Below are 22079 nucleotides of genomic sequence, written 5' to 3'. Positions count from 1 at the left end.
ATCCGCCGAACCATTTCCTCTCGACCTCTGGGCGTAAGTTTGGCATTCTTATGGCTGTTCCCCCTTTTCCTCGCTCGCTTGTTGGTTTGTCTGCTAACTTCCAACTTACCGAATGAGGAAAGGGTGAACAACCTATCGGAACACAACATCTAGGGCCTGTTAACACTATTCGCTGTCTGTTTGGGGGAAGGGGGCCCCCTCGCTCTGCTGTCGATGCCCGTAAGGCTCCTGCGTCGCCTAACGGGCACGGCCCTGTGGGCCGCCTTTCGGTCGCCGCCGGCGCGGGAGGTGTTCCCCTTCCCCCCAAGCCCCCTCCCTTCCCCAGCGCGCTTTTACCGGGGGAAGAGTCAGGGACACGAGGCAACCCCGCCTCTATTGCAAGCTGAGCGCGTATGGTGATAGCCTTATATATTGAAATTATTTGTAAAATTAGTGTAACAGACCCTAGAGCTTTTTCAGTTTGATACGCGAAGCGTTTCAAACCATACGGCCTGTCGTTTCGCGGAAAAAGCGCGGTCATTTCGCGTGATTTGGCTGGACGGCGCTGTGCCGCCGCCTCGCGTTCTGCCTTTTTCAAGGACAAAACGCCCGAAAACGGCTCTGTCCTGACTTCTGGCCTCCGCCGGGACCGCAGAGGCCGTGGCAAAAACGCTCGTGCGCAGTGCCGTGACAGCATCCCGTACGCCGTGTGTGCCGTCCGCAGCCCGAAAAGCTGAGACGGCATCCACGGCGTTTTTGTTGGGATGATGGTGTACGACGGCTTGTGCCGCAAATCCATTCAGGCTAAAAACAGGCATGGAGTTCGTGTCGGTCTTGTGTCTGCGCATGGCGGGCGTGCTGCTCTGTCTGTTGCTCAGTGCGTGCGCCACCACCTATGATGTGGCGATCGATTCCCTGAGTGAAGGAGAGATCGCCGGGAGTTGTTTTCTTGTGCCAGATCCGGCGCAGGAAGTTGCCGGGGACGATCTGCTCTTTCGCGAGGTCTGTGCCCTTGTGGGACCGGCGCTGGCCGCACGGGATATGCCTGTGGCCGCCTCGCGGGAGGAGGCCGCGCAGGAGATCTCCCTGCGCTATGGCATGGGCGAACCGACGACCGTCCTGCGGAGATGGACCTACCCCGATTATCAGACGGTCTTTTATCACGGCAGGGCCTTTACCGTGCGTGTGGAAAGGACGGAATGGACGGAACATACCCGCTACCACGCGCAGCTCACCCTGTCTGCCCGACGTCTTGCGAATGGGCAGCCGGGACGCCAGATATGGCGAACGGAGATGACGGTCAGCGGCGCTGTCGACGATTTCCGCAAGCTGATCAGTATGGGCATTCCGGCGCTGCAGCAGGCGCTGGCCAGTCAGACATCCGGCAGGCTCCATTTCGAGGTGGCGGAAGATCGCGACGGCAAGGTGACGGTCAGCGGCGGGGAATGAACGGGCCGGACGACGGGGTGGCGGCCGCCTCCTTGCGGGAAACATGGGGAGACATCGGGAGCTGACGCCAAGCCTCCTGTGGCCGCCGCGTCATGTTTGCCCGCTCTCTTGCGGACAGGCGGCCCGATGAATGCGCAGACAAGGACACGGTATGCTTTCTCAGGCGTATAAAGATTATTACGGCAAGATAAATTTTGCCATCAAGAACAATTCCCATACCCAGACCTTTCTTTTTCTTCGGGAACATTGCTCCCGTAAGGAGATCCTCCATCCGCGCGTGCTGGAGATCGGGTGCAGCAACGGCTACTTCAGTGCCGCCCTGCGGGACAACGGCGTGTACGTCTACGGCGTGGAGCCGTATTCCGACGAGGCGCTCCGGCGCGGCAGAGTGGACGATTTCTTTGCCGGTACTGTGGAGGATTTTTGCGCGACGGCTCCGGAAGATCTGCACGGCTCCTTTGATGCGGTCATCCTTGGCGATGTGCTTGAGCATCTGGTCGACCCGAAAGCCATGCTTGTTTCCCTCGGCGGATTTTTGAAGGATGACGGCGTCATCCTGGCGTCCGTGCCGAACGTCACCCACATCGGGGTTCGGTCCATGCTGGCGGACGGTATGTGGGATTATCAGAAATACGGCATCCTGGATGCGACGCATCTCCGTTTCTTTTCCTGGCGCACGCTGCGGGATCTCTTTCTGGACGCCGGGTTCGGCATCGCCAAACGCTATAATGTCCTGCTGTCGGAATTCAGCGTCTACCCTTCTCTTGCCGCCTGGGGGGAACAGTCCCTCAAACAGGAGCTGAATCCACAGGATCACACCTTCCAGCATGTCGTCATGGCGTCACGAGAGGCCTATCGCCAAACGACCTACCAGACGGCAACGCCGCAGCACATCCTTGTCCTTTCTCCCAAGCCCGACAGCGTGCTGACGCGCCTGCGGCTGACCAGACCGCTGGGAGAGTTTCTTGCCGCGCATCCCGGCAAACTTTCCGTCATCCATTCCGCTGCCTGCAACTTGTCTCTGCTGGACTGGGCGGATGTCGTCATTGCCCACCGGGAGATCAACATCCTGGAATTTGAATTTCTGAAGGCGGCACGGCGGCGGGAAATTCCCGTCATCTACGATACGGACGATCTGCTGCTGCATCTACCCGAGTGGAGCCTGCACACCATACCGCCCGCCGAACGCGCGCTCATGAAAAGCACGCTGGCGCTGGCCGACAGGGTAACGTGCACCACGCCCATACTGAAGAAAGAACTTGAGCACCATACCGATGCCGTGCAGGTCATCCCCAATGTGATCATATCCGCGGCGCCCCTACCCGTACCGGAAAAACGCCACTACAGCAGCTCGTGCACCCTTGTGCTTGCCTCCAGCGATGCGACATTGGTGGATGGCATCGTGCCGTCCATTTATACACTGCTGAAAATGTTCGATACTCTGCAATGCGTCGTTATCGGCAATGTCGCGTACAAGTTCAAGATCCCTTCGGAGCGCATACGCTGCTACGACATGTGCAATGAAGAGACCTTCTCTCAGCTGCTTTCCGGCATAGGCAACGGCATCGGACTGCTCCCGCTGGATGATTCGTTGTTCTCTTCCTGCAAGTCCCCCATAAAATTCTGGCACTATACCGCCTGCGGCATCGTGACGGTGGCCTCGAACCTCAATCCCTATGCCCACTATATCGACAACAACGTCAACGGCATATTGCTCGACAATACGCCGGACGCCTGGTGCACAAATCTTTCACGCTTGATCAGGGATTACCGCAAACGTCGGCTCCTGCTGACCAATGCCCTGAAAAAATGGCAGGCGGTAGCCTCCGGCAAGGTCGCCGTGGAGGCCTGGCGCGCGTTGTTCGCTCCCCTGCCGCAGCGTCCGGGCAGGGAACTGACGGATGCGGCCCATCTGCCAGGCCTGGAGCGGGAATGATTCGCTTTGGGGGCCGGGCCGCGTTCCCGCAGGCGGGAAAAGCGCACGGCAAGATTTTTTGTGGACAGGTCGAAAAAAATGCTTGACCTTTTGAGAGAGCAAGTGTACATATCTTTCTTGTGAAGCGGGTCATTAGCTCAATTGGTAGAGCAGCTGACTCTTAATCAGTTGGTTCGGGGTTCGAGTCCCTGATGGCCCACCAGAGAAAACAAGCCCTTATGGAGTTTCCGTAAGGGCTTTTTTCGTATCTCATGAAGATCATGCGCGATCGATGGGTCTTCGGAGCGATGACCTCACTGCGGCGGCGCGGCGACGAAAACCATCCGGCCCAAGGCCAGACTAGAGCGGATTCGCATTGAAATCGTGTCCAATTTCCATGCTGACGCTGCCCTCACACTACGGAAAAAGCGTGGTTTTTCCGTGTGTTCGGTTGCGGGTAGTCGCTCTCGCGACTACCAGAGCAATCCACATTTTCAATGTGGAATTGCTCTAAGCGGGAAAATTCCATTTTTTCCACGAAACGACAGGCCGTATGGTGTGAAACGCAACGCGTTTCAAACCGAAATTGCTCTATGAGCGCTTCCCGCAAGGTTCATTTTGGGGAGAACTGGTTGCAGAGGTGGCGGAGACGCGTCCGATTCAAAAAAGGAACAGGGCATACGCCCCTATCTGGCGAAGCAGGATGACGCCCAGCGTGCTTGCGGCAATAAAAGGCCCGAACGGGATCCGGTAGCGCCAGAGCGCACGACTGTCCACCTTGCCGGTGACATGCAGCCCCGCCACGACCAGCAGCGCGAGGCTTGCCGACAAAAAAAAGAGCAAAGGCAACAACTGCCAGCCGCAGAGCGCTCCCGCAAGGGCAAACAGTTTGACGTCGCCCATCCCCAGTCCTTCTTTCTTGCGTAACAGATAAAATGCCGCACGCAGACCCGCGCTGCTGCCGAGAGCGACTAGAAAGCCTGTCAGGGCTTCGCTGGTCGTGATGAGTCCGCAGGCGATGAAAAGCGGCGGGAACACCAGAAAGGCCGGCAGGAGCATACAGTCTGGAAGTATGGTGATGTAATAATCGACAAGAGAGACCGTAAAAAGAAGGAACAAGAGCGCAAGAAGAAGGAATGTCTGAGCGTGCAGGCCGAAAGAGGAATATATCGCCGTTGCAAACAGGCCGCACAGGACTTCTGTCGCGAGGTACAGCAGCGGGATGGGCTTTTGACAGTGGCGACACTTCCCTTTCAGCGCAAGATAACTGAAAACAGGGATCATATCATACGCGCAAAGGGCTTTTCCGCACTGCGGGCAATGTGAACGAGCCCGAAAGTACGATGTGCCGTTGACGTAGGTCTGCGCGAGCCAGAGCGAAAAGCTGGCCAGACAGCCGCCCAGAAGGAAGAAAAACGCCATTATCATGGCAGCACCCCGGAAAGGCCGCGTGAACGGCTGATCATGTCGTTGCTGGGCAAAAGCCCGGCTTGCCGCGTGCACAGCGTGCGGCGGAAGCCGGGCTTGGAACCCGAAGGCGTATCACCATAACAGGATGGCGTTATAATAGATATGCAACAACGTGCAGAGCAAGGCGGAGCGGAAGCGCGTCCAGAGGAAGCCGATGCAGAGAGACGGAAAAAACGTCAGCAGCGAAACGACATGCGGGGCAAAGATCACATGGGTCAGGGCGAACAGACATGACGTGATGACGTTTGCCCGGCTGAACAGCAGGAACTTTCCCGGCAGGAGTTTTTCCAGCTCCGCCTGGCAGAGGACGCGCCACGTCACTTCCTCAAGCAGCGGCGCCGCAAAGAAAAAGAACGGACTGATGCCGGGCCGGTAGTCAAAAAAGAGGCCGCAGATCCCGCACGCGCAGCACAGCCAAAACCAGCGGTCCCGCAGCCCCAGCCAGAACGGCTGGAGGCGGAATGCGGCGAGGAGCTCACTACCGAGTGACGACATCTTTCCGTCTATTTCCAGACGCCGGTGGCGCAGCGTCCGAGTTCCTGATAGCTTTCCAGCCGGTCACAGAGGCCGAGTTTGCAGGCCCGTTCCAGATCGGCGCAGCCCTGCTTGGTATCTTTCAGCAGAAAGCGCATGTCCCCTCTGTTCACGAAAGCTTCGGCAAAGTCAGGCTGATAGGCGATCGCCCGGCTGTAGTCCTCGACGGCCTCCCGAAACTTTCGCGCGGCCCGATAGACATTGCCCCGGTTATAGTAGTAGACGGCATCTTCCGGCTTGAGCTGGATGGCCTTGTCCAGCGCGGCGCGCGCGTTTTGGTTCTTGTCCAGCTTGAGCAGGATGATCCCGTAGGCGTTATACGCTTCAGCATCATCCGGCACTTTGGCGAGGTAGTCGGACATGACCCGTTCGGCGTCGCTGTAAAGACTCAGCTTGTACAGGATGAGGGCCCGGTTGAAGAGGACTTCCGGCGCGCTCTTATCCTTGTCGTCCACCATCCGAAGGAACTTGAGCGCCTCATCGGGCTTGCCCTGTTCCAGAAGGACGCCGGCCTTGCCCACCAGCGCCTCCGGGTTGGCGGGGTCAGAGCGCAGGGCGATCTCGAATTCATTGCCGGCGCGCTTGTAATCCTTGGCGGCAAAGTAGGCGGAGCCCAGATTGGTATGCAATGCCGCGGAGGTGGGCGAGAGGGAGACGGCCTTCTTGAAGCTGTCGATGGCCTGCTGCGGCTGCTTGCAGAGGAGTTGCGCCATCCCCAGACCGTTCAGCGCCACGGGATGCGTCTGGTTTTCCAGGACGGAGGAGAAAAGCCGAATGCTTTCCCGGCAGTCTCCCCGGGCATAGGCGCTCATGGCCTGCGTCACCGTGTCCTCCGTCTGCATCTGGGTCGGGGCGGTCCGTTTGACACATGCCGTCGCCAGCACCATGACTGCCAGCAAGCCAAACCGGCAGATGCCGCGCGCCATGCCGGTACAGGAAAAGCGATCCTTCATTGTTCTCCCCTTACAAAGTCCTTCAGGCTGTACTCGCCTTTTTCAAGCGCGATGCTTCCCACAGCGGGAATATGGATGGTCGCCGCCTCATGCGCCGCATAGAGCCGCAACAGGCATTCCGAGGCAACGCCCGTCCCGGCAAAGAGGATATATCCGCCCTGCGCAGCCGGGGCGCCCTCGGCTTCGCGGACGATGCTGACATCGGATGGGAAGGCGGCGATCCGCTTTTCCCGATCGTTTTCGATCCGGAACAGCTCGTTCCCTTTCAGTTCAAGCCTGACATCCCGCCCCGTCAGCATGGCTTCTCCCTTTGCCCGCCGGATGATGTACAGCAAGCGTTTGCTTTCACTTTCCAGCAGGCTGTCGTGGCCGCCCCATGTGCCGATGCTCAATGCCAGCGTCGCCCCTATGATGAGCAGGACGATAAGCAGTTCAAGCAGCGTAAAGCCGCCCTCTCCGTCCGATCTGTCGCTATCTGTCTTCAGGAACATCATCGTTCCAGATGTCGGCGTTGAAGCCGTCTCCGCCCTCGACGCCATCGGCGCCAAGGCTCATGATCTCAAACGGCGTCTTTTTGCCGGGCGACACATAGATGTAATCATTCCCCCAGGGGTCCTGCGGGATCTTCGACATATAGCCGTTGGGCGGATAGTTGCGCGGAGAGCGTCCCGTGCTCGGCTTGGTGACCAGCGCCTCAAGGCCCTGCTCCGTGGAAGGATAGAACGCATTGTCCAGATAAAACTTCTTCACCGCCGTGGACAGGTTCTCGATCTGCATCTTTGCCTGGACGACACGCGCCTTATCGGGTTCGTCCATGAAGCGCGGCGCTACGACAGCTCCCAGGATGCCCAGGATGACGATGACGATCATCAGTTCAAGAAGAGTGAAACCGTCTTGTTTGCGAAGCTTTGCGGTGCGTTGCATCTCTTTCTCCTTTGTTCGCTATTTCCGGTGTTCGACATCTCCGTATGCGGTCCTCTCATACGGAAGTGCGGAGATCATCTGTGGTCCATGCCCATCCCGTCCGTGCCGTCATGCTGTGCCCTGCGTTTCCCGCGTGAAGCGCTCGTTGCGTCCGCGGCCTGCCATGCGGCAGACCTCAATACAAAAAGCGGACGACCCATTGCATATACGATTTTGTGATCCAGCCGACGGAAACGCTGCGCAATCGCCTGACGCCTATGCCGGCTTCGCTCGTCACGCGATACCAGCGGCTCTGTTCGCTCATGACCAGCGTGGAGGGCAGTGCGATGCCGTAGGATTCAAAAACGGCCCTGTACCATCCGGGCGCCAATCTCTCTTCCTGATTTGCCCGCATCCGCATGAAGGTCTCCACGAAAGCGGAGGCAACGGCGTCGTTGTCGACGAATCCGTAGATGACAGCCGGGTGGACTGTATTGATGTTCAGTGGCCCTGTTGACCACAATGTACAGCAGTCCGTCAAGCCCGGGATGTCTTCCGTTCCCGATATGACCCGTTTTGCAAGCTCGCTGTCCACGCTCGGCCAGTACAGGAGGAGCAGCTCGGCCATGTTCTCCGGCGGTCGAAAGGGTGGCAGGTACGGCGGATCATGTTCCAGATACCATGCGCGCGCTTCCGACGACAACGAAGTCTCTCCTCCCCAGCACAGAAGGCTTTCAAGGAATTCCCGCGCGCAGAGCTTGGCGGCATCGATGCCTCCTTCATAGCCGTGCTGTATCAGCAGGGCTACGAGGATGCGCTCAAACATCTGCTGGTAGATCTCCGCTTTCTGCGCTCCCGCCGAATCTTCCGCAAACATGGCCTTGATGGGGAAGCGCGCATTTTCGTCTTCCAGCTTGATGCGTATGGTGCCGCTTTTCAACTGTTCATTATAGATGTCGACAAACTGCGAAAACTCTTTCTGGGTGTAGGCAAAGTTGGCGATATACTCGCTTTCTTCCGTCGTTTGTTCCTTTCTGATGAGAAACAGGGCCGCCAATGTCTCGCATGTGTTCAAAAGAGGCTTTGAAACCAGGATGGAGCGGCTCGTCAGGGAAAAAATGTGATCGAGCAGAACGGTTTTGTTCAATTCGATGCTGACAAGGGATAGTCCCGATATGATGAACAGGACGAGGATAAGGACAACGCCGCGTTGCCGTTTCCTCTTTTTATTCCCAGCCAATTTCCGTTCTCCTTGCCATGATGTAGGAATAAAAATATTCTTCATCGGCCGTTTCGGTCATCTTGTAGGCAAGTCGCAATCCGATGGCGTCCGCGCTGTCTGATCCGTCGTCGGCCCATTCCGTCGCCAGCTGCCCGCCGGGCAGCACAAGATCGAAGCGGGCGGTGGCCAACGCGGGGAACAGCACGATCTCCCGCCAGGGGAAGTCCCCGGAGATCCCGCAGAACGCCCTCTCCCGCCGCACGATCATCTTCTTGCTGGCGGAGGCCGGGGACGGACGCAGCCTGTATTCCACGCAAAACATGTCGTTCGTGGTGGAAACGACTTCCGGCAGCGCGGAAACTCCCGTGGCAAAGGAAAGGAGGATGCTCTCCCCCTCTTCCGGCTCCGGGATCTCCGTTCCTGTTTCCTTGTAATAATCCTGCGAAGAGAGGATGGCGGTTTTCCCCAGGGGGGGGAGCGTGGTGGCGCCGCTGGATGCGATACGCAAGGCCGCTATGTCGTTGTCGATGATGCCGAAAACGATGCGGTCCCGCTCGCGTCCGGCGACCGCCTGCTGCGCCTGCCTGCCGCTGAGGGCAACCATGTCCCATGTGCGGAACAGCACGGCGCCGATGACGGCTGTCAGCGCCATGGCGATCAGCATCTCAAAAAGCGTGAAACCTCCCGACGGAGCATACGGCGAGTCAGGGGTACAGGATCTGCTCCATGGCAACTTCATGTCGCGCCTTCCCTTCTCCTTCCGTGATGACAAATTCCATCCTTCTGCCGGGCAGATCCTGCAGATCATGGACATGGGCCTGCCACCGCATCTCCGGATGCTGTGGAGCGAACGTTCCCTGCAGGTTCCCCTTGCCGCCGGACAGGACGACCTCATACATCTTGGCGCGCCCGATACGCACAGCCGTATCCGCCCAACCGGAATCCCCTACCTGGATGAGCCCTTCGCCACATGCCCGGATGACGGCAAGAGCGACGATGGCCAGAAGGGAGAGCGCCACCAGCACTTCCAGAAGCGTAAAGCCCGCCGCCTTTTGTTCCTTGCGGGGCTTATTGCTTTTTTCTGGAGATGCGCATGTCGACATTGATGAGTCCTTTGTCCGTCACCTGCATGTTTATGCTGTCAATGGCGGTACGTTCCGTCTGCTCAAGCGATTCGATGAGTTTTACGCATTCCGAAAGATACAGGGAGCGGACGCGGACATCAAGCAGCTCCACGGCGGCATCCTTGCCGGAGACGGGGCGCATCCCTTCGATGCGCCGGGCGATGCCGAGCTCCGTTCCTTTTTCGTTGAGCAGTCTGAACAGGTTTTCGGACTCGCTCCGCGAGGTACGCGATGATTCGCGCTTTTGCACAGCGTAGTTTGAAAGGAGAGACTGCAATTCCCCGTACTGTTGCAGGGACCGCTTCAGGGTCGCCTCGCATTCCGTCGACCAGCTCTGCAGCCAGAGGACGACAAGCAGCAGGAGCAGGGCCGCCGCTCCGCCCAGGACAAGGGGGAGGTTCTTGCGGATATCTATCTGTCCCATGTCACGCTCATCTCAAAATCGACGTTTCCGTTCTGCGGCGCATTTCCAGCTCCGGAAGCGGCGTTGCCGGATGTGCCACGGTACGCGGCATTGACAAGCTGCACGTCCGCTATGCCGTCCTTCCCCAGCAGGGCTTCCCGCAGGGTGGTCACTTCTTCGTATTTTGCGGCCGTGCCGACGAGGCGGAATATCCCGGCGTCATAGCTGAGGCGGCCGATATGTATCCTGGCATCCGGCGGGACCTGGCTATGCAGCAGCTGCAGGAAGCCCAGCACCGTGCTGCCGGAGTCGGAAGCGGACCGCGGGCCCTGTTCCGCCATGCGGCTGCGCAGGATCGTCCGCAATTTCATGAACGAGGCATTGCGGGGCGCGTCAGGCAAGGCCTTGCGCAGCTCGCTCTGCATGTTCGCCTGCAGGCGTTCCGCCTGTTCAAGCTTGCTGAATCCCTCGATGCCTACGGATGTCATCCAGCTGGCGACAAGACAGGCAAGCCCGGCGGCCAGCGGCCAGAAGCGCGTAAGCATCCCGGAAAGGGGACGTTGCCGCAGACGAGCGGAAAAGATAGGCGGTCTGAGGGTGGTCAGAGGCCGCAGCGAGGACGACAGCAGGCAGATGGCCAGGAGCCGGTTGCTGTCCGTCTCGCCAAGACGCGCGTGGTGGCGGGCAAGCGGCAGATCGCGCCCCAGCACGACGGCCGGCAGATCGAAGCTCTCACCGAGACGGTTCGCCAGTCCGCCGGAGCCCACCGCATCCCCATACAGCAGGAGTTGCCGGGGGTGGTAGTCCAGCCCGCCGAACACCAGGGCGCATTCCCGCCGAATGGATGCGGCAATGGCGGCTTCGTCGCTGCGCCGCGCCTCCGTCGGCTGGGCGGCGGCATCGAGGACGCCGTCGCCGGAGGCCCCCTCGCCTGCCGGCAGCGGAGCCTGCAGTCCCAGCGGGCAGATGCGCAGAGGCTCGCCCCGGCCGCCGAGCGCCACGGCGACACAGCGCCCTTCCCTGATGTACAGGAGCAGCGCCTGCTCCTTCAACGGAGGCAGACCTGCCAGGATTGGCCACGGCGCTGTGGTGATGCGGCATTCCATGATGCCGATCTGTTCCAGAGCGCTATGCCAGATCTGGAGGACGTCGGTCCGCACGCTGGTCGAAATGGAACGCGATCCCTTTCCCCGTTCGCGGCTGACGATGGTGACCCGATGTTGCAGTTCCGTGGCGTCGCAGGGGAAATCCGCTTCCAGCATCACGCCGACGGATTTCCGTACGACGGAAGCCGACGTGCTTGGCGTGGTTCTGTCATGGTAGAGCGCCGTATCCGGATCAAGACAGACGTAGACCGTGCCGCTCCATACTCCACCGTGCCCGGCGCTGACGCACAGCTGTTTGAGCTCGTTCAGGCCCGCGGCAAGCGTGTCGCCCTTGCCGTTCCAGACGACGGACGCGGTATGTTGCACGTCACAGACGCGCAGGCCGGTGCGGCACACTATTGCCGAAAGGGAGTGTTGCGCATGAACAAGGACAAGCCGATTCACTGCTGGCTCCTACTGCTCCATCAGACTCGGTGACGGCGAAGCAAACGTGCCGCCGATGCGGAAAAGAACCTTTCCGTTCGTCTCTAACTGCTGGCGGGTCCGCTTGGGCAGCAGTTCGCGTTCCACCTGTGCCGGGGGCAGCGCAAGCGTGGCCCTGAGGTCAAGAGCCGTCTGGCTCGGCTTGCCGGCAAGGCGCAGTTTGCCGCTGGCTTCAAGAGCGATGTCGCCTGACTCCACACGGAGGCTCTCTATGTTGGCATTGCCTGCGGAGAGCGCCAGCTCCAGGCTTCCCCGCACGTTGGCGAGCTCTTCCATGCGAAGGAGAGGCAGACCATGCCGCAGCCGTCCCTCCGCAAGGGAGAGGCGGACCTTGCCGGACAGAGCGTTGGCGTTGCGGGGCATCCCCGTCGCGGAAATATCCAGGGAAAGATCCAGCTTGCCGCCATTGACGGCCACCGGCAGCTCCCTGCGTATGCCGGACACGATATCCGGCAGGGAGACGTTCTTCAAGTCCCCCTGTACGTGCAGGGGAAAGGGAGTGGACATGGATGCCGGTTCCAGGCGCAGCGAGACGGAACCTCCGGCAAGGCGGCAGGTGGCGGTGACATGCAGGGGGAAGAGATGCAGATCAGCTTTGACCTGCGTCAGGGAAAGACGTACCGGCTCCGTGTCAAGAATGATCTCACGCGCGGAAAAGGTGGGGATCAGTCCCTCGAGCACCGGGGAATCCACCTGGATGCCCAGCGCCGTCCCCTTGTTGAGCGCCGTGGCGAGCTGCGCCTCGAGCAGGCGATACCCGTAACTGTAGGCAAAAAAGATCGTCCAGCTGCCGAGGAAAAGCACAAGATACAGCACATGCCGCATCGACGGCCGCCATCCCAGTCTGATGCCTCTGGAGGACAGCAGCTCCTTTACCTGCATGATAGCGTCGAAAACCTTCATATACGAACGACTCTCTCGACTTCCTCGATGCTGGACATGCCCGCAATGACCTTGCCAAGGCCATCATGGCGCAGGGAACGCATGGCTTCTTTTTCCGCCTGCGCGCGAACGGCGACGGCATCCGCCCTCTCGACGATGAGGCGCTTGATGGCGTCGCTCACCTGCATGATCTCGTAAATGGCCATTCGGCCACGGTAGCCGGTATTCATGCAGGCCGGACACCCCACCGGCCGATGGACGATCGTGCGACGGTCCACGGCGAAACCGGCGGAGCGGAAGGTCTCCATTTCGGCGGGCGTCAGGGTATCCGCCTTTTTGCACTCAGGGCAAAGCACGCGGATCAGACGCTGAGCAATGACGCCGCGCAGTACCGAAGACAGCAGGAAAGGCTCCACGCCCATGTCGATGAGACGAACCACGGCGCTGGGCGCGTCATTGGTGTGCAACGTCGAGAAGACGAGGTGGCCTGTCAGGGCGGACTGTACGGCGATGGAAGCGGTCTCGCCGTCGCGGATCTCACCGATGAGGATGACGTCCGGGTCTTGCCGCACGAGAGCGCGCAGGCCGTCGGCAAAGGTCAGGTTGATGCGGGAGTTGACCTGCATCTGGCCGATGCCGTCCAGCTCGTATTCCACAGGGTCTTCGATGGTCAGGATATTCTTGTCCGGCGAGGCGATCTGCTGGAGCACGGCATAGAGCGTCGTCGTTTTGCCGCTGCCTGTGGGGCCGGTCACCAGCACGATCCCGTGCATGGAGGAGACGAGCCGCGTCACCAGCGAAAAATCCGCATCAGCCAGCCCCAGTTCGCCAAGGGAAAGGATGCGCTCGTTCTTTTCGAGCACGCGCAGCACCACGCGTTCGCCAAACGAGGTCGGCAGCGTGGAGACGCGCAGACCGGCCTGCCGTCCCCCCAGCACGATGGCGATGCGTCCATCCTGCGGCAGACGCTTCTCAGCGATGTTCAACTTGGCCATGACCTTGATGCGGGAAACCACCGCGGCATGGTGGGCCTTGTTGATGGTGTGCCGTTCGTACAATACGCCGTCAAGGCGGAAACGGACGCGGGAAATGTCGCGGAACGGCTCGATATGGATGTCGCTTGCCCCTGCCCGCAGGGCCTGTGCAAGGATCAGGTTGACGGTCTTGATGAACGGCAGATCGCTGACGTCCTCCAGAAGGTCCTCGACGCCGTCGTCCTCGACCTCGACGATCTCCGCTCCGTCCAGCGTATGGGCGACGGAATCCCCGTCGTCCTCCGCCCCCTCACCGAATATGCGGTTGATGATCCCCTCGACGGCGGATTCCGGGGCAAGCAGGCAGAAAAGCGGACGTTCTCCGGTCAGGACGCCGAATTCCTGCGCATGGAGCCAGCCGGAAGGGCGTGAGGCCGCGATGACCATGCTGCCGTCGGCATCCCGCAGAGGAACGACCTGACGCTTTTTCAGCCAGACGAAGGAGAGCCGCCGCATCAGATCCGTATCGATGCGCCAGCGGCTGTCCTCGTTCCATACGGTCGTGCCCAGATCCGGCGCGACGGACATGCCGTAGCGTTCGCCGCATATGGCGAGGAACTGCTCTTCCTCGATGTGCCCGGCCTCGAAAAGCGCCTGCTCGAGCGGGATGTTTTCCCCTTCCGCCCTGTCCATGCAGGCGGACAGCGCCTCCGGGTCCGGAGGATTTTCCTGCAGCAGCCGTTCCAGCAACATGGTCTTCCCTTAGTTGACCCAGACAGGCTTGAGCAGTTTGGGACGGCTCATGGCCGGAAGGCCCAGACCGGAGCCGTCGATGCCGGCTTCATGCAGGAAGAGCTGCTTGTCGTGGGTCAGGTCCGCGGAGTCGTCAAAGGAACGGATGACCTTCGGCGTGATGAATACGTAGAGGTTGGTGCGGGTCGCTTCCTTGCTCCTGTTCTTGAACATCCAGCCAAGGAGCGGGATGTCTCCGAGAAGCGGGACCTTCTGCTCGTTGTAGGTCAGCGAGTCGTCCAGCAGGCCGCCGATGACGGCGGTTTGGCCGTCCAGCAGGCGGATGGTGGACTTGATGGTGCGCTTGCGCGTGGTGGGGGCCACGATCTGATCGCCGTTGCTCAGCGAGACAAGCCCCTGCGTCACCCTGCTCACCTCCTGCTCCACTTCCAGCCGGAGCGCCCCGCTGTCGCTGATCCGCGGAGTGATCTTGAGCTTCACGCCCACGTCCTTGTAATCCATGGACTGCGTCGTGAAGTCGTTGTCGTTACGCGTCGTGGATTCCTTGGTGTAGGGGATGTTGTCCACCACTTCGACGGAGGCCTCCTCGTTATCCAGCGTCAGCAGCTGCGGCGTGGAGAGCACTTCGACGTCCGTATCCCCCTTGGTCGCGTTGAGGATGGACTGGATATTGTAGGACGTGCCGCCCACGCTGAAGGCATCGCGGAAGATGGCGCCCAGCGAAACGCCGGTGGGCAGGCCGACCATCTTGTTGGAGCCGAGCGATATGGAGCTGTCGGACAAGTTGACGCCGCCGAGCCCGGTGATGTCGTTGTAGTTGCCGCCGACAGCCCAGCTGACGCCGAAATTCATGGAGCGTTCGCTGTTCACTTCCATGATCAGGGCTTCGATGAAGACCTGTTTGCGGACGATGTCAAGGCGCTTGATGATGTTGTTGAGCGCGTCGAACTCATCGGGACGGGCCGTGATGACCAGACTGTTGGTGGAGGGGTCGGCCACCACCTTGATGTCCTTGGAAAGCACGATGTCGGCCTTTTCCTTATCCGTCGAGGAAGAAAGCTGACGTTCCACGAGCGTATTGATGACCTGAGCCAGATCGACGGCCTTGGCGTTGTCCAGCGTGACCATGTGCACGTCGCCCTTGCCCTTGGGCGTGGGGATATCGAGAGAGGCGACCGTGGAGCGGGCCATGGCCAGCGTTTCGTTATCACCGTAGACCATGAGGGAGTTGGTACGCTCGTCGGCCACCACGAGACTCAGGGAGAGGCGGCCTTTTTTGCCGTCCTCTTCATCCTTGCCCTTGAGGATCTTAGAAAGGTTCTCGGCCAGCGTCTTGGAGTCGCCATGCTGCAGCGGGATGGTGATGGTCTGCCCGCGGGACTTGCTTGACTCCACCTGTTCGATGAACGTCAGCGCCTTGTCTATCCCGCTGGAGGGCGCGGTGATCGCCAGCGTATTGGACGGCGTGTAAGACGAGATGGCGTAATCCTTGCCGAGCAGGGACGGCAGCACCTTGGCCAGTTCGGACGCCACCCCGACCTTGAGCTGGATGATATGGGTGGTGACGGCATCTCCGGGCGCAGTGCCCCGCTCGTTGACCGTCGCTTCGCTCCCCTGTCCCAGACCTTCCTTCATGGGAACGATCTTCCAGCTGGAGCCGCTGCGCTGCACCGCATAGCCGTGCACGCGCAAGATGGATACGAAGGTCTCAAAGGCTTCTTCCGGGCTGATCTTGATGGGGGAGTAGACGGTGACCTTCCCCTTGACGGACGGATCAGTGATGAAGTTCTTGCCTGTGGATTCGCTGATATACTTGATGAAGGTATGGATATCGACGTTTTCGAAATCCATCGAGATGCTGCCCTCGGCGGCGGAAACGGCGGGTGTGCCGCAAAGGCAGAAACTTGCCAGCAGAAGCAGGCAGCACAGCGACCGGGAGATTTTTTGCTGGAGTGTGGGCATGTTCTTACTCGCTTATCTTGTATTCCATGACGAGGGGCTTTCCGTTGCGGAGCACCTCGATGCGAAATTCATTTTGTCGGGCGATGCTGGAGAAGCTGGCCAGATCACCGAAGCTTGTCATGGGCTGTCCGTTCGCCTGCACGAGCAGATCGTTTTTTTGCAGACCGAGCCGGGCAAACCAGCTGCCCGCCTCTATGCGGGTGATGGAAAGACCGTAGGTGCCTTCCACCTCTCCCGGCGTGAAGCCGACCTGCTGCATCAGGCCCGGAAGGTCTTTCATCTGCTCTTCTATCTCTCCGCGCCGGATGTTCATGCTGACGGCCGCCCCCCCGGGCATCCCGGAAGGCACGCCCTCCACAGGTTTGCCGCCGACCAGCATCTTTTCGCGGCGGCTTGCCTTCTCGAGAACGACGGTGCGCCTGTCGATGAAGATGATGCGCCATCCCTTCAATTCACTGCCGATGGGATAGGCTTTCTGCGTACCTTCAAGAGCGATGATGGCCCGGCTCTGGAAACGCCCGGAGGTATCGACGACCGTCCCCAGCAGATCCCCCCCCAGCTTGCTGAGGGGGAGCTTTTCCATTTCGGCGGCGGCCAGCGCGGCCTGCCGGGCTTGTGAGATGGGATTGCCTTCGCTGTCGATCATCCCCGACATGGCGGCGGGAGGATTCACGCGCGCGTGGAGAAGGTTCCGTTTGAGGATGACGTCGATGTCCTGACCGGCGATCTGGCGGGCGCCCTTCGCCCCGGATGCGCCGGACGTGACGACCGGCGCAAACGGTGCGACGGACGGCGCAAAAAAGTGCGCCGCGGTCCTCGCCGTAAAATAGGATACGCCTATACAAAGCGTTATGGCGGCAGCCTTGTGCAGATAGCTGGCTTTCATCATCTAACCGGCAAGCGTGCTCATTTCGAAAATCGGCAGGATAATGGCTATGACGACAAAACCGACTATGCTGCCCAGAACCAGAATCATGATAGGTTCAAGGAGGGCTGTCAACATGTGCAGACGAGCGGCTACCCTACTGTCGCAGTCGTCAGCGATCCAGAGCAGCATATCCTCAAGGCGACCGCTCTTCTCGCCCGCTGTGACCATTTGCCGGGCAATGTGCGGATAGATCAACTCGTTGTCCATGAAGCCGGAAAGCTCGTGTCCTGCCTGCACGCCGTCGATCATGCGCTCGATGGAGTTGCGCAGGATCACGTTGTCGGAGATCGACTTGACGATGACCAGGGATTTGAGCAGCGATACGCCGTTTTTCAGGAGCATACCCAGCGTTCGCGACATGTTGCCCAGCAGGAGCGGCGCATAAATGCCGCTGAAGAGAGGGAAGCGCAGCAGGCCCCGCTGGAGGAAGCGTTTGCCCCGCTCCGTCCGTCCGGCGCGCCAGAAGCCGACCCCGACAAGCAGCGCAAACAGCAGGATCGCCCACCAGGACGAGCGCAAAAAATCGCTCAGTCCCAGCAGGATCTGCGTGGGGACAGGAAGCTCCTTGCCCATGTCGGCAAAGATCTTGGTGACTTGCGGGATGACGAAATACAGAAGAAAGACGATGACCGCCGTCCCCACGATGAGCATGAGGACCGGGTAGGCAAGCGCCGCGCGCACCTTGCGCTGCAGCTCCACCTGACGCTCCAGATGGGAGGCAAGCCGTTCCATGATCAGCTCGAGCGTGCCGGAAGACTCCCCCGCTCGCACCATGGCCACGAAAGTGGATGAAAAGACGCCGGGAAAAGCCGCAAGACCATCGGCCAGTTCATGACCGGAAAGGATCTGCTCACGCAATTCACCGATGATGGCCGTCATGGGGGACTTCCCCCCTTCGCCGCACAGCCCGTACAGGGCTTGATCCAACGGCAGACCGGCGCGCAGCAGCGTAGCCAGCTGCCGCGCCATGCCGGCAACGGCGGCTCGAGGCACGGAACGCCGGAAGGATATGCCGCGCTGCCAAAAAGGGACAGGCTTCCCTGTCGTCGTTGCCGCCTGGGTATCGGTCCTGCTTGCTCTGGCGCTCGCGCCATTGGCTGAAGCAGTGACTTCGATGGGCATCAATTTCTTGTCATGGATCCTGGCGATGGCCTGTGCGCGGGAGGGCGCATCTATCATTCCCTTGCGGATCTTCCCTTCCTGATCCAGCGCCCGATATGTGAAATTGGCCATCGTCTCCGCCCCGTCTTTCGGTCCGATTTTCCTGCCTGCGGCAAGCACTGCTGCACCGGTCATCGCGGATGGTCCGCAATGACCGGTGCAGGTAAACGTTAGATCACTACGTCGCTACTAGTTGCTGGACCCGCCGAAGAAGCGACGGCGCAGGCCGCGCAGGCCCACGAGACCGGCCAGCATACCGAGCAGGATGGTCAGATCGTACGCGGGCTTGGTGCCCACGGTGCAGCCGCCCCAGTCATCATCGCCGCCGTTGCCGGACGCGCCGAGCACGGAGGTATCGTTGTTGGGCTGGGTGCCGCTGCCGCTCACCAGATCGACGGCGGCATTGATCTTGCCGTCCTGATCCGCGTCAGCCAGCGTGAAGTACACGATGTAGGAGCCGTCCATGCTCAGGGTATGGTCAGCGGGCAGAGGCGTCTTGGGAGCCTTCTGGTCCGCGATCCAGAACTTGCCGGCCGTGGCGGTATCGGCGGAACCCACGAACTCGAAGGGAACGGCATTGCTGGTGTCGGTGACATCATACAGCAGGATGTCGCCCACCGTCTTGCCGTTGCCCAGCATGTTCATCTGGAAGAGCACCACATCGCCGGCAGCCGGAGCGTCGGCCGTGATGCTGAAGGCGGCAAGGCGAGCCTGCCCCTTGTCAAGAGCGTGCATCTGATCGGCGGCGTCGCCTTCCACTGCCGTGGCGACGACATTGGTGGGCTGGATGGCGCCGGGCAGATAGCCGGCCTTCACGTCGGACGCAAAGGTGGTCGCGCCGGGCAGCACGCCGTACTTCAGATCGTCGTTGACGATGGTGGAGGCGATGCGGATGTCGGACAGCTTGGTGGGATCAGCGGCGGCGACGGCGATGGGGTCGTCATCCAGGATGACGAAGTCCGCGTACTTGCCGGTGGCGATGGAGCCGATACGGTCGCTGATCTTGTTCTGGTACGCCGGGTTGATGGTCACGGCGTGCAGGGCCTGCAGCACGTTGATGCGCTGATCGTAGACGTAGAATTCACGATTGTCCTGTTCCACACCGTCGATCTTGCGCTGCGGGAAGGTATCCGTGGCGTCCACGTTGTCCTTGGCCTGCGGACCGGTGTAGTAGATGGGCTGTCCGCCGTCGGAAACAAGGGACTTGGCCGACAGGCGCGTCACGGCCGATTCCACGCTCTGTAGGGGTTCGATGGGCGTAATCGTGTTGTCGTTATGGAAGCTGTAGTTCAGACCGAAGGCCGTGGCCCAGCCGGCGGGGCTGATGTTGTAGGCGCGACCGGGGCCGAAGAAGGTATCCCGGTGGCGTTCGCCATAGTAGTAGGTGTGGGTCATGAAGAAGGAGGCAAAGAGGTTCTGGGCGCGCATACGTTCGGCCAGCACGCTCTTTTCCATGCCGTTGACCTGCGAGGCGTCATAATCGCCGGGGGTGCCGTCAACGCTGTTGCCGAAAGCGCCGAACATCTGGTTGGACATCTTCGGATTGACGGTATCGTAGCTGCCGACCAGACGTTCCACGATATCACGTTCAAAGGTCTGCGCGTGGATGGAGGTGTGGCGGGTGTCCTCGATCGTGGGGTACTTGGAAACGGCCAGTTCCAGCGCTTCGATCCAGGCTTCGGCATAGGCGGAACCGTTGGTGTGGGTTTCCGTGCTGTAACCGTGCTTATGCGCCAGTTCGATCAGCCCCTGAAGATCCACGGGAAACACGTTGAACGTGCCCTTAAGGCCGTTGAAGTAGGGGCCAGGCGCCGCAAGGGTATCGTACTTGGTACCCTGCAACGGCAGCGTGCAACGGTCATCGGCCGTGTACTCGCCCCAATCATAGAAGCCGGGGTCCTTCATCCAGGCAGTGTAAGCCTGCGGCGAACCGTCACCGAGGATCTTGAACGCGCCAAGGAACATGCGGTCGGTGCCCAAGTTGGCGGCGGGAACCGTGCTGCCGAACTGGAAGGACGTGACGTCGGCGCCGGTCTTCGGCGAGTTCGAGGCGGGCGCGGTACCGCTGGCAAGGAAATCAGCACCGGACGGACTCTGGGCAGACGGCAGGCTTGTCCACTTCATGGCCGCAAGATTCATCTTGGTCACAGCGCCATACTGTCCGGCGGACATGAACAGGGGGTGAATAGCCACGCGGAGGTTGAGGTTCCCGTTGGCCAGTCCGGTCTGGTAAAGAGAGTCGTTGCCGCCGTAATCGCCCAGGACGGTAGCGCCATCGTCGGCCAGCGTCACGCCCTTGGACAGGAACACTTCAGAGGCGCGGGCCAGGCCGAGCTGCTTGTCCTGCGCGGGAGCCGGCGTGGGGACCGCGCCCATGGCGACGGTTTCAAACAGAACGCCGGTGACCTTCCCGTTCTTCACTTCGACGCCGGTAGTGGTATTGGCCTTGTCTGTAGGCGTTCCGGTGGAATCCGAGATCATGCCGCCTTCCTGCAGCAGGGCATAGCTGGCCACTGCCACATGACCGGAGATATGGGAAAGGCGCACGCGCTGACCGGGGCAGACCTGTTCGATATCGGTCGCCGTGGGATGACGCATTTCTTCGATGAGGGTGTCGTCGTAGCCCACGCCGATGATGCCGGCGGGATCCCTATTGGGATTTTCGCACGCAGCCTTGAGCGCGGTCTGATAGTCCTTGATGCTCGTCATGGTGCCGAGCGGCGGGCTGCCGAGGTCAATCTGGTACAGGTCACGCGCGCCCTGACCGGGGAAGTGGCCGTGACCGTCCACAAAGCCGGGCAGCATGGTCTTGCCCTTGAGGTCGACCTTGTTGATCGTGTCATCGAGATTGATCCCCGACTGAGGCCCGGCGTAGGTGATCTTGCCGTCCTTGACGCCGACGGCTTCAACAGTGATGGCCTGGGAGGGATCCAGAGCCTTCATGTTCTTGCCGTCCTGCGTGTCCTCGGTCATGGTGTAGATCTTGCCGCCATAGTACACGGTGTCGTACGTCGCCGCACCCGCGTACCCAGTCCCAAGCAGGCCCAGCAAGGCAGCGCTTGCCAGAGTCAATGTCGTAACGCGCTTGGCAGACTTCATCATGAATCCTCCTTAACGTGTTGGAAACAACTCACTTCCTCAAACATAAGGCCTGTATATGCATAACCTTGCGGTTTTGCCTGCATATATTTCAGCGGAACATCCCGACGACCTCGTCAAGCTGCCGAACGCCCTCCTCTCTTTCCTCCGGCATCGCGGAAAAATGCGTGCGATACAGACAGGAAGGCGGCTCGTCAGTATGCTCCATGAGTAACCATTTTCCGTTCCACAGTGGAAGCATCACAGCGAGCTTTTCCTGAACCGTAGCTTAAACACATTATGATAGCAATATGTCTTTTGCGGAAAAAATCACATTTTGTCTCTTTTTGGGGATAATCGCATCACTTCATTGAAATTTTGACGAGTCCTGTCTTTTTTTAGATAAATAGATTGTGTTTTTTCGTTTGACGGTCAAAATATAGTTTTATACATACAAATCGTGATGCCGCCGACGACGAGCTTGTTCCGTATTTTCACAATCTCGACATGTGTCGGATAAGTCCATGAGTTTCCACTTGTTTTCATAATCAATTGAAAATATTTCATAAAATATCACATGGACACTCCGCCTGATCTGCCGGACATGCGCGCTTTGATTTGGGGGTGCGGTGAGGGATCTGCGGTTTGCGGGGGCGGCGCCTTTCGGAGGCGGATATACAGCGAGGAAAAAACGGTCACCGGCAGCTTGGTGAGCCTGGTCCCAGAGCATTTTCAGTTTGAAACGCTTCGCGTTCCAAACCATACGGCCTGTCGTTTCGCGGAAAAAACGCGGTTTTTCC

19 protein-coding genes and 1 tRNA gene are annotated in these 22079 nt (G+C 59.9%); 3 read left to right on the top strand and 17 right to left on the bottom strand.

Going from position 1 to position 22079, the window contains the following annotated elements; genetic code table 11:
* Positions 1-795: 795 nt before the first annotated feature.
* From Q0K00_RS07065 to Q0K00_RS07055, 3 genes are all read left to right on the top strand, one after another.
* The gene (locus Q0K00_RS07065; protein WP_297228267.1) at positions 796-1428 is read left to right on the top strand and encodes a hypothetical protein; all 633 of its coding nucleotides are present in this window, start codon (positions 796-798) and stop codon (positions 1426-1428) included.
* Between the two features lie 151 nt (positions 1429-1579).
* A complete protein-coding gene (locus tag Q0K00_RS07060; RefSeq protein ID WP_297228266.1) occupies positions 1580-3364 on the top strand; it encodes a methyltransferase domain-containing protein in 1785 nt (594 codons plus the stop codon).
* Positions 3365-3490: 126 nt separating this feature from the next.
* A tRNA-Lys gene (locus Q0K00_RS07055) sits at positions 3491-3566 on the top strand.
* 437 nt (positions 3567-4003) lie between these two features.
* On the opposite strand, the gene Q0K00_RS07050 is transcribed toward Q0K00_RS07055, so the two are convergent.
* The 17 genes from Q0K00_RS07050 to Q0K00_RS06970 all read right to left on the bottom strand — a co-directional run.
* Entirely contained in the window at positions 4004-4771 is a 768-nt protein-coding gene (locus Q0K00_RS07050; protein WP_297228265.1) for an A24 family peptidase, read from the bottom strand.
* 114 nt (positions 4772-4885) lie between these two features.
* Complete coding sequence (locus tag Q0K00_RS07045) at positions 4886-5308, bottom strand: CPBP family glutamic-type intramembrane protease (protein ID WP_297228264.1); 423 nt, start codon at positions 5306-5308, stop codon at positions 4886-4888.
* 8 nt (positions 5309-5316) lie between these two features.
* Positions 5317-6300: a tetratricopeptide repeat protein gene (locus tag Q0K00_RS07040; RefSeq protein ID WP_297228263.1), complete on the bottom strand. Its 984-nt coding sequence runs from the start codon at positions 6298-6300 to the stop codon at positions 5317-5319.
* Complete coding sequence (locus Q0K00_RS07035; RefSeq protein WP_297228262.1) at positions 6297-6839, bottom strand: prepilin-type N-terminal cleavage/methylation domain-containing protein; 543 nt, start codon at positions 6837-6839, stop codon at positions 6297-6299. Before Q0K00_RS07035 ends, Q0K00_RS07040 begins: the two co-directional genes overlap by 4 nt.
* On the bottom strand, positions 6772-7224 hold the full coding sequence (gene gspG / locus Q0K00_RS07030; RefSeq protein ID WP_297228261.1) for a type II secretion system major pseudopilin GspG: 453 nt from the start codon (positions 7222-7224) through the stop codon (positions 6772-6774). Before gspG ends, Q0K00_RS07035 begins: the two co-directional genes overlap by 68 nt.
* A 175-nt stretch (positions 7225-7399) precedes the next feature.
* On the bottom strand, positions 7400-8488 hold the full coding sequence (locus Q0K00_RS07025; RefSeq protein ID WP_297228260.1) for a type II secretion system protein GspK: 1089 nt from the start codon (positions 8486-8488) through the stop codon (positions 7400-7402).
* Complete coding sequence (locus Q0K00_RS07020) at positions 8430-9164, bottom strand: type II secretion system protein J (protein WP_297228259.1); 735 nt, start codon at positions 9162-9164, stop codon at positions 8430-8432. The genes Q0K00_RS07025 and Q0K00_RS07020 overlap by 59 nt, the downstream gene beginning before the upstream one ends.
* Positions 9130-9528: a prepilin-type N-terminal cleavage/methylation domain-containing protein gene (locus Q0K00_RS07015; protein ID WP_297228258.1), complete on the bottom strand. Its 399-nt coding sequence runs from the start codon at positions 9526-9528 to the stop codon at positions 9130-9132. Before Q0K00_RS07015 ends, Q0K00_RS07020 begins: the two co-directional genes overlap by 35 nt.
* Complete coding sequence (locus Q0K00_RS07010; RefSeq protein ID WP_297228257.1) at positions 9494-9973, bottom strand: hypothetical protein; 480 nt, start codon at positions 9971-9973, stop codon at positions 9494-9496. Before Q0K00_RS07010 ends, Q0K00_RS07015 begins: the two co-directional genes overlap by 35 nt.
* Entirely contained in the window at positions 9961-11502 is a 1542-nt protein-coding gene (locus tag Q0K00_RS07005) for a GspL/Epsl periplasmic domain-containing protein (RefSeq protein ID WP_297228256.1), read from the bottom strand. The genes Q0K00_RS07010 and Q0K00_RS07005 overlap by 13 nt, the downstream gene beginning before the upstream one ends.
* Positions 11503-11511: 9 nt before the next feature.
* Positions 11512-12423, bottom strand: coding sequence for a type II secretion system protein GspN (gene gspN / locus Q0K00_RS07000; RefSeq protein ID WP_297228255.1), 912 nt, complete (start codon positions 12421-12423; stop codon positions 11512-11514).
* A 17-nt stretch (positions 12424-12440) separates the two neighbouring features.
* Positions 12441-14150 carry an ATPase, T2SS/T4P/T4SS family gene (locus Q0K00_RS06995; protein ID WP_297228254.1) on the bottom strand — a complete coding sequence of 570 codons (1710 nt, stop codon included), beginning with the start codon at positions 14148-14150 and terminating at the stop codon, positions 12441-12443.
* 9 nt (positions 14151-14159) lie between these two features.
* Complete coding sequence (gene gspD / locus Q0K00_RS06990) at positions 14160-16112, bottom strand: type II secretion system secretin GspD (RefSeq protein WP_297228253.1); 1953 nt, start codon at positions 16110-16112, stop codon at positions 14160-14162.
* Between the two features lie 4 nt (positions 16113-16116).
* Positions 16117-17001 carry a PDZ domain-containing protein gene (locus Q0K00_RS06985; protein ID WP_297228252.1) on the bottom strand — a complete coding sequence of 295 codons (885 nt, stop codon included), beginning with the start codon at positions 16999-17001 and terminating at the stop codon, positions 16117-16119.
* Positions 17002-18273 (bottom strand): type II secretion system F family protein, encoded by a 1272-nt coding sequence (locus tag Q0K00_RS06980; RefSeq protein ID WP_297228251.1) that lies wholly within the window; start codon positions 18271-18273, stop codon positions 17002-17004.
* Between the two features lie 117 nt (positions 18274-18390).
* The gene (locus tag Q0K00_RS06975; protein WP_297228250.1) at positions 18391-21303 is read right to left on the bottom strand and encodes an amidohydrolase family protein; all 2913 of its coding nucleotides are present in this window, start codon (positions 21301-21303) and stop codon (positions 18391-18393) included.
* Between the two features lie 421 nt (positions 21304-21724).
* Positions 21725-22079: hypothetical protein (locus Q0K00_RS06970; protein ID WP_297228249.1), on the bottom strand; the 355-nt coding region annotated here is incomplete at its 5' end.

Origin of the sequence: uncultured Desulfovibrio sp. (assembly GCF_944327235.1) — a bacterium.
In the GTDB taxonomy this organism is placed as follows: domain Bacteria; phylum Desulfobacterota; class Desulfovibrionia; order Desulfovibrionales; family Desulfovibrionaceae; genus Desulfovibrio.
The sequence above is the reverse complement of the archived record's forward strand: the minus strand, read 5'-3'. Positions and strand labels throughout refer to the sequence as shown.